Origin of the sequence: Paraburkholderia sp. CNPSo 3076 (assembly GCF_026343935.1) — a bacterium.
Classification (GTDB): domain Bacteria; phylum Pseudomonadota; class Gammaproteobacteria; order Burkholderiales; family Burkholderiaceae; genus Paraburkholderia; species Paraburkholderia nodosa.
On sequence record NZ_JAPMAL010000001.1, the window covers coordinates 248566 to 260631 of the forward strand.

Genomic DNA, 12066 nt, shown 5'->3' on the forward strand with positions numbered 1-12066 from the left:
TTGATTGAAACTTGTGACTGGCCTCAGGCCGGAATAAGAACGAAGACGCCAATCACGTCGACAGGAAGACTAGGCGTAACGCGATACTCGCCTCGGGCGTCGGATGCAGTGCGAACGCGTCGATGGTCCTCCAGCAGCAATTGCGCACGTAAGCGGGCAAGGTTCTCGAGCACGGGGGCCCAGCTGGACAACTGGTCGAGCGCACGCTGGATATGCTGATTTCGCAGCGGGGGCGGCATGTTACGGCTGGGCTCGGCCGCCATGAGCGCACGCGCGGATGCGTCATCGAGCAGATTCTCCACATCGTCCGCCTGCATGCCGACGGCCAACGTTTCCTCGCAGAGCAACAGCCGAGTCTTACCTCGGTGTGCGACAGTCAACTGATGGCGCAAACGAATCAGAAGCACCGTGGTCCGCGTCACCACCCTTTCCGTGAAGATGGCGCCCACGCGGGCGATAGCCTCCGCGCCCGGCTGGACGGCGTCCCGACCGCCGTCCAGCGCAGTCTCGAGGAGATAATCGGCCAGCGCAGACACCAAGGGATGGGTGCGATGGATGAACTGGGCACGCGGTGCGGGCGGCTGACGGAAGCTAATGTGCAACGACCCCTCCATTCCCTCCCGCTCCAGCCGGTCACGTACCCCCAGCGGCATGCTAGCGGCGTGGAGTTTCCAATGCGCGGCGCCCCCTTGGCTGCTCTGCTCAAGCGGCGCCCCGAGCTGCACAGCAGCTCGATTGACGAAGCGTTCGACATCCGCCTCGCCACCTACCACCGCGAGCGTCTTTTGCCACTCAGGCAGCACATCTTCCGGTTTGAGTCGGCGCTGCGCAAAGAGCGTCCGGTTCCGTGAGGCCTTTTCACGTGCGGACGTCCATGCCGTATCGATAGCTTCTTCTGGCGCGCCGAAATCCAAACCGAGCTGTGGCATTCTCGTGGTCGTAGTCCCCTTTCGCAGTAGCACCGCGCCCACCAGTGCCTGGGTAAGCTTACCGTCATCATCAGGCATGGGCACAAGCACCCCGAGTTCCTTACGGATGCTCTCGGCCTTTCGAAGAATGACTTGCAGCACCGCGCCATCAACCGGGTTATCCTGACCGTAAAGCATCGTCATCCTAACCTCACGCGCTTTCTGACCGAAGCGGTCAACGCGGCCTTCGCGCTGCTCGTGACGGGTCGGGTTCCATGAAAGGTCGTAGTGGACAACCGCGGTGAAGAGATTCTGCAGGTTGATGCCTTCGGAGAGGCAATCGGTGGCCACTAGGATGCGCGTGTCCGCGGTGCCCATTGCTTCGACAGCCGCTTCGCGTTCGGCAGGTGTGAATTCTCCGGTCACTGCCTGAATCTGATGGCGCGGAAAGGCGGCGCGCAGGTGCTCGGCGACATAGTGAGCCGTCGCGATGTAGCGGCAAAACACGACGGACTGAAAACCCGCCCCGGTCAGTTCCTTCAATTGTTCGATAAGGCGTTTGAGCTTGGGGTCTCGCGCTGCGCCAGAAAGACGCTCGGCTCGGGCGACGAGTTCCTCGAGGAGCGCGTCATCTTCTGTTCTTGCGCCCGGCTCGATGTCCTGGGTGGTCAGGTCATCTTCGACGCCGTCGAGCACGCGCTCCCGCCCCTGTTCATCAGCCTCCTCGAGCGTCAAATCTACCGCTAGCTCCTGCCCGGGAAGCGTTCGCCCTTCCAGGCGTGTCCGCAATGCGTTGACGGCCGCAGCCGGTGATGAGGAGATACAACGCAGCAGCGCCAAGGCCGCCCACCAACTCATGCGCTGGTGTAACGCCCCCTGACCCTCGGCCCGTGCAACGAGTTCACGGGCGTACTCCAGCACGTCATCGAAAAGCTTGCCCCAGTCGCCGGTCAAGTGGTAGGTGATTTCGGCACTCAAGCGCTCGGGAAACAGCTCGCCGTCATGCCACTCCTCAATGTCAGGCCTGCGGCGCTGGACGAAGTGGTTCGCCAGGTCCTCACGCAGCGCCTTCCGGCTATCGGAAGGGGTGTCCATCAACGTGCGGAATTCAGGCTTGAGCAGACCAAGAAGGTTATAGAACGCCTCTTCATCCCCCGAGTGTGGCGTCGCGGTAAGGAGAACCATGTGCCGATTCGGGTTCTCCACCAGCCCCTTCAAAAGCCGATAGCGCTGCTGCTTGCCCTGCCCGCTGTGCGTGCAGGTGTGGGCCTCATCGACAATCACACACTCCGGGCAGGCGCGCTGGAATTCATCGCGACGTCGGTCCGACTTGATGTAATCGAGACTGACGACCGTGAATGGGTAGGCCTCGAAGACCGACTGGTTAGCCGGCAAGCCACGCTCGAGGCGCCCCGCTGTGGTGTCGCGCACGACCACCGCGTTGATGTGAAAGCGCTCTTTCAGCTCGCGTTGCCATTGCTCGCATAGGTGCGGCGGACACAGTATCGACAGGCGCGAAATCTCACCCCGGTCAAGGAGTTCACGGACGATGAGAGCTGCCTCGATTGTCTTGCCGATACCCACATCGTCCGCGATGAGCAGGCGCACCACGTCCTGCTTGAGCGCCATTAGCAGCGGCACCAACTGGTACGCTCGCGGCTCGACGGCGATATTGCCGAAACTGCGGAATGGCCCGGCGCCCATGCGCAACTTCAGCTGCAGCGCGTCGCGTAGCAATTTGCCCGCTGCAAAATTCGACGCCTGGTCGACAGTGGGCCACGGAAAAGTCGCAGGTCCGACAGGATTCGGCTCGATAGGCAGGTAGATAAGCGTCGCATCCTCTTCGCTTGCCCCGAGGGGGCGAAGATGTAGCGTGTCATCCGTTGACTGGGGCAGGACGACCCATTCGCGGCCCCGCGCGGAAACGAGGCTGCCGGGCTGAAACGAGGGCTGAGCGGTCATTGTCTGTGAATTCCAGGTCCAAAGAGGTCAGCGTGTGCCGCAAAGATGTCTGGCCAGCGCGCGGCATCTTTCGGAAAGCGCACCACGAAAAAACCGGCGCCGTCCAGGCATTGGTTGATTGCCGCATCTGCCTCGAGCTGCTTAGACGTCTCGTGGTGGGGCCCATCGATAAAGATGGCTGCCTTCCAATCCTCGTAAAAAAAGTCCGCCATTGTATTGCAGCGGGCGATGCTCTCCTGTCCGCGGTCCGGCATGCGGTAGCCATGTGTTTGGACGTACTCGAGCCACGCCTGCTCAAGGGAGCTGCCGGAAATGCGCTGCAGTTCCCCCATCTGGGCGTCAGGGGTTCGGCCGAACGAACCGACGGAGCCCTGGCAATGGGTCAGGCGGCACAAAATATCTAGTACCTTGCCATCGTTGTCCACGTCCTGGCGGTCGACGTTCACGTGGTCTGGCTGGTTATAGTAGGAGAGCAGGCACCGGTAGCAGCCGGCTTCGCATACTGGCTTGCCATCCTTGTCCACTTCCTGCGTCGGCGGTGCCTGCCAGTTACCGTCTTCGGGCGGAATGAAATGCATGATGCGCAGTGCTTCTGCAGCGACACGGGCCAACGCGCCCGGCTCGGTCGCAATCCGGGTAAGCACCCCGGCACCGCCTTCTGCCGATTCATAGAGCAGGATAGAGCGGCGCAGGTCCGCCTTGGGCAGCGGCTCCACCATCAGTTCGCTTTCTTCGAGCTGATAGATGGCCTCGATGCCACGCTTGAGCGCGTACTGCAGTGTCGCCATGGTCTTCAGGTCCAAGTTCTCCTGCGGCCGGACAATGAGGACATTGCGTCGGTCTTCAACGTAGGGGACGATGTCCTGAGGCGGCGTCTTGTCGGCAGCCGTATCCGGCTCGGCCTCACCTGCATCATCTACACCGCCCATCCAGTGACCGGTCACCGGGTTAATCTTGAAGCCCTTCAGAGACTTTTTCTTGCGGCGTCTCCATCCGAGGTTCATGCGCCATACGGTCGCGGAGGCTCCGTACTGAAGCTCAAGCACGACACCGTTGGCATCCTCCATGACCGCATGTCTGACCTGCAACCGGCCGTCTTCCTCGGCAAACTGGAGCGTAGTCTGCATTTCGTAGCCTTGCCGCACCCGCTCCTCCTCATTGGCCGTAATGCGGTCAGCACGGCGCGTTGAGACATTCTCGATGCGGTAGAGGTTCTGGACCACATCGGCATCAGGGAGCAAGCTGTTGCACGAGAGACAGCGGTCCGCGTCTCGCTGACCGCGGAAATGTCCATAGCCGCACGCCGGGCATACGCGCGCGACCTCAGTCGTGAGGCGAGCGCCAACGGAAACTTGGTCTTCTGCAGCGACTGAGAGCATCGCGCGGGTAACCCGGTATTGGCTGCCTTCGTGATAGATGATGCTGTACGGTCCAAACTCCGATAGAGCAAGAAAGCGCGGGCGAGACAGGAAGTTCTCGCGCCCAATCTTGCCCTTGCGAGCCGGGATGTAGGCCATTAACGGCAGGCGCGGGAAGTTATAGCCAGGCAGAAATCCCTGACTCGCCAAGTATCGATATGTGTAAAAGTCGGAGTTCGTTGAGCCCGACTCCTGCAGCAGCAGCGACTGCTGGCGAAACGCCTCGTCGTGACGCTGCTTGGCATCGCGACGCTCACGCTCGGACGCCGACGGCTGGTTCATGACCGCCTGGTTGATTTCCATCTGCCGCTTGGTGGCGGCAAAAAGGTCGCGCCATCTTTTAAGTGCCTTGTCAAACGACGCGAACGCTCCACGAAACACGTGGTCTGCAAAATTCGCGGTGAGCCACGGCGCCTTGTCATCGGTGAGTTCCGTTGACAACATCGCAAGCACACGCAATCCGCGTCGATGCGCGCGCTTTTGCGGCGCATCCGCATCCATCACTTGCCGATAGTCATCGGTGAGCGGCGCATCAGGGTCACTCATATCGAGCAACCCGCGCACGCTTTTGTCGAGCTTCTTGCCGGTCTCTGCGAGCCAGATAGCGTGCAGATGGCTCTCAATGAGTTCACGGTTCGCGAGGTCCAGCGCCGGTGGGTTAACTTGGCCGTGCACCATGCGGACCGGGTCCCGGAAAAAATACTGGTCGTGTGGTGACTGGGCCGCACAATAGGTAATGACCAGTGCCGGCTGGCCCGCACGCCCCGCCCGTCCACTGCGCTGGGCATAATTGGCCGGCGTAGGCGGCACATTGCGCATGTAGACGGTGTTGAGGGACGATATGTCGACGCCCAACTCCATCGTCGGCGAGCAGAACAACACCGGGAGCCACTCGAGTGGTTTGCCCTTCGAGCGAAGCCAGTCGTCTCGGTCTTTCTGCGTGAAGCGAAAACGCGCCTCACGCTCGAGCCGGTCATCCTGTTCGACCTGCGCGGTGTGTTCGCGGGCCTCGAAATCGAAAAGACGATGCACGGGATTGCCGAGCAGGCCGGCAATATTGGCGTAGAGCGAGCGGAAGAAGGCATTGTCGTCCGAACTGCGGCCACTTACTCCGTCTCCCAGCTTCCACACCAAACTCGAGCTGTTGAGCTGGTATCCCGTCATGCCAAACTCGGTCTCTTCCGAGATGACCTGCCCATAGCCACCCTTTTCGGCAGCCTTCAGCAGCGCTGTGACAATCAGTTGGTAGTCGTCGTCCTTGAGTTTGGTGGCGTGCTTACTATCAAACTTGCTGCCCTGCGCGTCGGTCTCGCGCCACATGCTCGCCTGCTTGATTTCCTTACCCAGGCGTGACCGCGCACTACCCGAGACCAGATACTCGACGTTGCGAGGGTCCTCGTCGCGCGGCTTGCCCGTGGTGATGAACCAGCTGGCGGTCACCGGAGCTTCGTTTTCGGTGAAGCCCCACGGTTCACGCAAAGATTTAAAACTCGCTGTGTTGACTTTGTCGAGTTCCGTCGGGTCCAGGTAGCGGGACGACAGGCACAGACCCTGGCGCATCGTATCGAAAAGCCGAATCAGAAGCCTCTTTCGTACAGCGGGAGACGCTGCCAGAAGCACCTCTGGCGCTTCCGCTTTCACCCATGCGCTTTCATCGGCCGCGAGTTCGTCAATGTCCAGGTACTCGATGCGGACGAGGCCGAGTTGTTCGAGATTCGGATTGTTAAATCGCCAGCCGCGACGCAAGTCAACGAACACGCGATACCCGAGCATGGCTCGCATGACGTCCTGCACCAAGCGCCTCGGATTGCCTTTGAGGTCCGGTTCCTGCATGTACTCGGCACGCACACCCGGGTCATCGCGGTCGAATCCCAGCGAGGTGAAAACGGCGTGCGACACGGCAGCCTCGTCGAGCTGTCCGCCAGACTTTTCAATCGAGGAAAGCAATGCCGCCCGCTGCAACAGAACCTGCAGGAAGTCGTTAAAGTGACCGACCTGCAAGGCGGCGTCCTGGCGATTGTCGGTGAAGCCGAGGACCTTCTTCGCCTCGTCCTTGATGTGCGCATCTTCTTCATAGAGATAGCGTAGCGCCGAGAGCGTAAGCATCGTCGTGGCGGAGCTACGCCCTTCGCCCGACAGGCCGGTCAGCCGCAGCGACTCCTTGCCCGCCGCTTGATGCACCACGCCGCAACTCAGGCAGAAACCGAAGCTGCCTGGAATGTACCAACCCGCTGTGCCGTCGGAAACGTGACGGCCTTCCGTATCAACATGAACATGCTGTGGCTTCCGCTGCTTGTAGGTGGATTTGACCTTGAGGTCACCGTTTTTCTTGTCACCGTTTTTCTTTTGCTCCACCCAGGACTCGGGATAACGGTCTTCCGTGTCATCCCAGATTCCCGTGGTATCTGGCATGAAATAGCCGCTCTTGATATCCTCGTCGTCGTGTGTACGCTCGTCGATGCTTCGCGGATTGAACACCCGGCTGCCTGAGGCGCTTTCGTCCCAGACCGGCACGTACTCCTGGCCGCACTCCCGGCAAAAATGCAGGGCGAACAGCCGGCGATGGCGCTCTCCGGGAACGAACTGACTGCCATCCAGTGTCAGATAGCGCTTGCCTGCCGGCTCCAGAGTCCCGAACACCTTGCTGCCGCCGGAGATGAACTGATGCAGCTTGAATGCAAAGAGGCTTCGCCCGCCTTCATTGACCGGCTTGTCGGTCGTCCGGTAGGCCAGCAGTAGGAATTCGGTCAGCGTGGCGCGCGCGAGGTCCAGCGGGACATCGGCATCGGCGGCGAGTTGCTTGCTGGCGTCCTCGAGCGTGCTGGGGCGGGCCCGACGCCACTTCCCCTCATCGCGCGTCAGTCCGAGGTTCAACTCCGCCCAAATGGCGAGCGGATGGGCGGCCAGCGACGGAAATGACGGGTTGGCCGGAAGCCCTGCCCGAATCGCGTTGCCAAGGTCGCCCCGGATATGTTCAACCAGCCGGTGCTCGGGCGTGACGCGCTGCAGCGTCTCCGTGACGACGTTCGCGGCGCCGATGGGGGTTCCAAAGAGGCGACCTGCGACCTCGGCCACCTTCTCGTTCCGCTCCTGCTCGGAGCCGGCGGTAGCCATGGTGGCCGAGGTGCCGATGCATTGAAGGTCGTCAGCCAGCGCCTCGCGAACGCGGCGGACCAGCAACGCAACGTCAGCGCCCTGCCGGCCCCGGTACGTGTGCAGTTCGTCGAGCACCAGGAATCGAAGCCCGTGGGCATTGCGGATGACCGCCTTGTCCTTGTCGTCCTGACGCGTCATGAGCAACTCAAGCATCATGAAGTTCGTCAGCAGGATGTCGGGAGGATTCGAGGCCAGCGTTTGGCGCTCCTTGTCATCCTCCTGTCCGGTATATCGACCAAATGTCACTGGGGGATGGTCGCCATAGTCGTCGAGGAATTTGCCGAGTTCTTCGAGCTGGCTGTTGGCAAGCGCGTTCATCGGGTAGATGACGATGGCCCGAGTGCGTGGCGCGCTGTCGACGGCCTTCGCTTTCAGGATGGCGTCGACCATCGGAATGAAATAGGAGAGCGACTTGCCAGAACCGGTCCCCGTCGTCAGAACGTAGCTTTCGCCGCGCTGAGCCAACCCGATGGCTTCTTCCTGATGCTGGAAAAGGGTGAGCGAAGTTCCAGGGCTCGACGCCGACTTTCCAGCCCGGAATATCCCGGCGCAATCGGCATGCAATTTGCCCGACGTCGCGAGTGACTCTACGGTCTGCCCCGTCTTGAAATTGGGGTTGACCTGAACGAGTGGAGCGGGCCAATAACGCTCCGAGTCATAGGCCTTGTCGACAAAGGCCTTGATGTCTGGTGACTGGATACGCGCAAAACTGCGCGTAAAGGTCGCGTAATCGGCGACGAGTTTTTCGCGAAACTCAAAGACATCCATTTGGCATACCCCAAATCTCACGGGCCGATTTTTGGCGGCACTGCGGTCGTGGAGGTCCCCAGAGCCCGTGTATTTTTCCTAGTGGTTTGCGATTTTACCGACTAACTCTCCTCGCAGGCGACGAAAAGCTTCGTGTCGCCGTAAGCAACCAGTTTCGCCCTGTGGATGAGCGCGACGGCCGCGGCCCAGTAAGTGCTGGCCGCTTACGTAAAACTCGAGTCTCAGGAAAGGTACGTAGCGCAGAGGTAGTGAATCTCCTGGACGACCGGCTTTCGATAGCCAATCCGGGCAAGCTGTCCAGTTGCGGCATCCCGACGTCGCCGTCACCTTCGACGGGCCAGAGCGCCCTTCCCGCGCTTACCCGTCGAGGAACCGGACGCTCCGAATATCGCCGCCGTAGACTTTCGGCCTACCCGAGCGAAACTGCGCTGCTACAACAGCCATGCGTCACCGACGGGAGTTGCACCTCCAGGTGCGTCCGAGCGACGGTCAGCGCCCTCGGCAACGCGTACGGCTTAGACAGCTTCGTGGCCGGGAAGCCGGCGCAGTACCGGCCCGTCGCAAGAGGAAGCGGAGGGTCAAGCCTCCGTCAGGTTGTAGTGGCTACGACCAGCAGATTCCGTGACGAAGATTTCGTAGCTGGACTTGACTCGTTTCGCCGCTTTCTTTGCGAGTTCGAGCACCTGCAACCGGGTCTTCTCTCCTCGGTAGTCGTATTCCGCCGTAGGAAGCTGGTAGACCGTGCCGCCGTCGGCCTTCCACGTTCTCGTGAAACCCTCGGACTCCATCTCGTCGTGCAACTTGTCGTAGTCTGTGCTGACTGCGCTGTGCAACTCTACCCGCGTGGTAAACCTAGCCATTTGACGTCCTCTTTTGCCCAATTATTGCGCCCAGACCCCCGGACGCTACGAACGCAAATACGGGCCGCCACCCATCGTTCAAGCTAACGTAAACCCTGAACTCATGGGGCAACGACCGGGCGCCTCAAGCGGCCGTGGTTCCGAAGACGCTCGTCGGCCCGCGCACCACGATGCAAGTGGCTTTGACATTTCGGCCAGTTGAATGAGAATCGAGGAGATGCGAACGAGCAATTTGTTAGAAGTTGGCTACGAAATGCGTAATTCCAAGCGTGCTCTGTCATCTCGGGAAACGAACCTCGCCTGAGCGCGAACGAACTACTTCACCCAGCTGAGTTGAATGGACGAATATATGGCGGGCAACCCGATTGACAGTGACGCGAAGCTGGATAAAAAGTTTGCCGGGCTATGGTGTCGCGCTCGCAAGCTGCCCAGTTTGAGCGACCTCAACGCCGAAACAATCTCGCTGTGGGCGAAAGACGCTGGGGTCGTCGTTCAAGAAGTGGCTGAACGGAAGGTCGGCGCCTTCCGGCCGATACCTGCGGTGGTCCTGACTGTCGCTGGCAAAACTGCATATTTCCCCACGGTCTCCGCTTCCGACGACCCATCCTGGCTCGCGAACATGAAGGCGCGCGAGCGCGAGGCAGCCCTGTGGTCGAAAGTGGAATGGTTTGCGCCTCTATGGGTCGCCCGAGGTCAGACCGGGCCGCTATTGGCGGACATTGAGCACCGGTCGAAGGAAGAAGCTATAGCCCGCTTCGACTACCACACTTCCACGATATACACGCTCCCGTTCCAGGCCATCTGCGTCGCGCAGTTCATTTCGAAATCGCGCACCCTTTCCACGTTCTACCCGATTGCCCGCGAGGCATATCTCGCCTTCTTTGCAGGTCATCGCGCATCGAGCATTGCGGCGCTCATTCCTGTTATGGAGGGCGCGCTTCAACGCATCTCGGAGGAGAACGGCAACCTGTCGGTGACCGACCAAATTGACCGCGTCATTGACCGCGCGTGCGCGCTCGCAGCCCGCATCCATTTTGACCATAACTGGGTGCCAGGCGAATACAGCACCAAAGAGTATCTATATGGGCTAGACGAGAGAGTCTTTGCATTTCAAACGTTCCGTCGGTGGCTAAAAGAGGTCTTCTATCGCCAGACCGACAAGTACGATGGCGTAACGTGGCTGAATCGGCACGTCTTTGCACACGGTACCTCAACAGATTGGGCGAATGGCGGAAACTTCCGACGGCTAGTCGTCGCATTGGCGACCTTCGGAGTCATCGAGTCCTGGCATGATGAGACGAACGCCGTTCCGCTGATGCTTCCGGAGATGAACAACGACAGCCGCCTACTATGGCAGCAGGCTCTCCTTCAAGCGCAGGGGCAGACTCTGCTGAAAATGGTGGAGCAGAAGAACTACCAAAAATATGGTCAGTTAGTCCCTCCGATGCCGACCGACAATGGCGTCGGGCTGCGAAAGGCACATTTGAAGCAGGAGTGCATCAAGGACCTCGTACGCCCGCTCCGAAACTCTGGCTGGGCGGTCGAGGTCGGTGAACCGGACGAACAGGCCCTCCAGATGAAAGTCATCGCCAGAAGCGGAGACGCAGAGATGCACTTCGGTCTGCTGTTCAGCTGCGCGACCGACAATGAGATTTACCGCGAACTTGCGCAAAGCTGCGCCGCAATTCTCTATCTTGAATCGCCCGAAAATCAAGCGGCTTTCGCGTACGGTATAGACGTTCACGTTGGCCCCGTCGCCGCATGGCAACCACCTCAAGCGCCGACACCAACGAGAGTGAGTTTTCTCGCCCGTTGCAAATCCTGGATGCAGACGAGAGCAGCATTCTTGAAGTCGGCAAGACTCCGCTCGCGCCGGTCGTCGTAACAGCCCCGGGGCGACTCGATAGCGCTATCCGCCGTTCTTGAGTCGCCGAAGGAACGTTCGCGCGGTCACCAATGCGAGATGCAGACGGAAGGTGCTCCTATCCTCGTCGGAAAGCCCAGGGTGTGAACCCTCCGTGTGCAGCATCTTGAAAAGGCCGTTGATGTACCCCTTACCGTCGCCTGCCCATTCGTTGCGCTGAACGGATAAGAACTCGCGCTTCGCAAGCATTGCCCGACGGTTCTCGGACGTCCCTTCAGAACCCGGGCCGTCGTCGATGTTACGGGCTATCGCGTCGAACAGGCTTTCCATGAACGTTCGCGTCTGGCTGTTCGCTGCGGCCCAATCACCACGCGTATGTGCCTCAATGGCTTGGTCGAGATGCCCCTTGCTTTCTATGAAGCCGTAGTGGTTCAAGAGTTGGTGGACTTCGTCGTCAGTTTCTGGCAGGTCTACCTCGTCAGGTAGCGCCGCACGCAGCGAAGGAGCGGCGCGCCCCCTGGACGCTTCACTCCACTGTATGACAAAGCCGTCGAGAGCCAGAGCGCGCATCAGCCGTTCCTGCCCTTCTGAATGCGTGGACGGAGTCATTGTCGACACCGCCTCTCGGACAACCGCTTCAGCCAACGTGACAACGCCGTCTGCAGTCCGGACAAGTTCCTCATGGGCTTTCGCCACCTCACGTGCGAGCAGCGCTGCCTTCTTCGATACGCTCAGACTGGTGTCGAACGGTATACTGGCCTCCAATCCCAGCCTGAATACCACCTGGTCGAATTTCGCCTGGGTGAGGGAGGCGTCGAGCACGCCGACAGCCGCAGCTACAGTCGGTCGGGTGAAGTGATTGACTCTCATATCCTTGATGGTTCGGTAACTGTCGACTCCGCAACGATATACGTTTCTGGCGATGACTATCAAGAAGCGAAATCACTACGTGCCGAAGGCGTATCTGCAGGCGTTCTCTAATGACCAGCGCCGTGTCCTTGTCTACCGGAAGAACGAACCCAGGCAAAGTTATCCGCGTAGACTGCCGTCGCAGCATCGTAGCTATATAGACGCCTGCTCGCCTCCGCAAGCAGCCTCTGTCGCAATGGCATCCACGTTGTATTCCCCGC

5 protein-coding genes are annotated in these 12066 nt (G+C 60.1%); 1 reads left to right on the forward strand and 4 read right to left on the reverse strand.

Annotated features, from left to right (window positions below; all coding sequences use genetic code 11):
* Positions 1–23 precede the first annotated feature (23 nt).
* The 3 genes from M3A49_RS01175 to M3A49_RS01185 form a co-directional block, all read right to left on the reverse strand.
* Positions 24–2870 (reverse strand): helicase-related protein, encoded by a 2847-nt coding sequence (locus M3A49_RS01175; RefSeq protein WP_266227158.1) that lies wholly within the window; start codon positions 2868–2870, stop codon positions 24–26.
* On the reverse strand, positions 2867–8212 hold the full coding sequence (locus tag M3A49_RS01180) for a DEAD/DEAH box helicase (protein WP_266227159.1): 5346 nt from the start codon (positions 8210–8212) through the stop codon (positions 2867–2869). The genes M3A49_RS01175 and M3A49_RS01180 overlap by 4 nt, the downstream gene beginning before the upstream one ends.
* 578 nt (positions 8213–8790) lie before the next feature.
* Positions 8791–9072 (reverse strand): hypothetical protein, encoded by a 282-nt coding sequence (locus M3A49_RS01185; RefSeq protein ID WP_266227160.1) that lies wholly within the window; start codon positions 9070–9072, stop codon positions 8791–8793.
* Between the two features lie 337 nt (positions 9073–9409).
* On the opposite strand from M3A49_RS01185, the gene M3A49_RS01190 reads away from it, so the two are divergent.
* Entirely contained in the window at positions 9410–10957 is a 1548-nt protein-coding gene (locus M3A49_RS01190) for a hypothetical protein (RefSeq protein WP_266227161.1), read from the forward strand.
* Positions 10958–10981: 24 nt separating this feature from the next.
* On the opposite strand, the gene M3A49_RS01195 is transcribed toward M3A49_RS01190, so the two are convergent.
* Entirely contained in the window at positions 10982–11806 is an 825-nt protein-coding gene (locus M3A49_RS01195; RefSeq protein WP_266227162.1) for a hypothetical protein, read from the reverse strand.
* Positions 11807–12066: the final 260 nt, after the last annotated feature.

Coding starts and splice junctions, on each gene's coding strand:
- M3A49_RS01175 (WP_266227158.1), bottom strand. CDS start 2,870: ATGACCGCTCAGCCCTCGTTTCAGCCCGGCAGCCTCGTTTCCGCGCGG.
- M3A49_RS01180 (WP_266227159.1), bottom strand. CDS start 8,212: ATGGATGTCTTTGAGTTTCGCGAAAAACTCGTCGCCGATTACGCGACC.
- M3A49_RS01185 (WP_266227160.1), bottom strand. CDS start 9,072: ATGGCTAGGTTTACCACGCGGGTAGAGTTGCACAGCGCAGTCAGCACA.
- M3A49_RS01190 (WP_266227161.1), top strand. CDS start 9,410: ATGGACGAATATATGGCGGGCAACCCGATTGACAGTGACGCGAAGCTG.
- M3A49_RS01195 (WP_266227162.1), bottom strand. CDS start 11,806: ATGAGAGTCAATCACTTCACCCGACCGACTGTAGCTGCGGCTGTCGGC.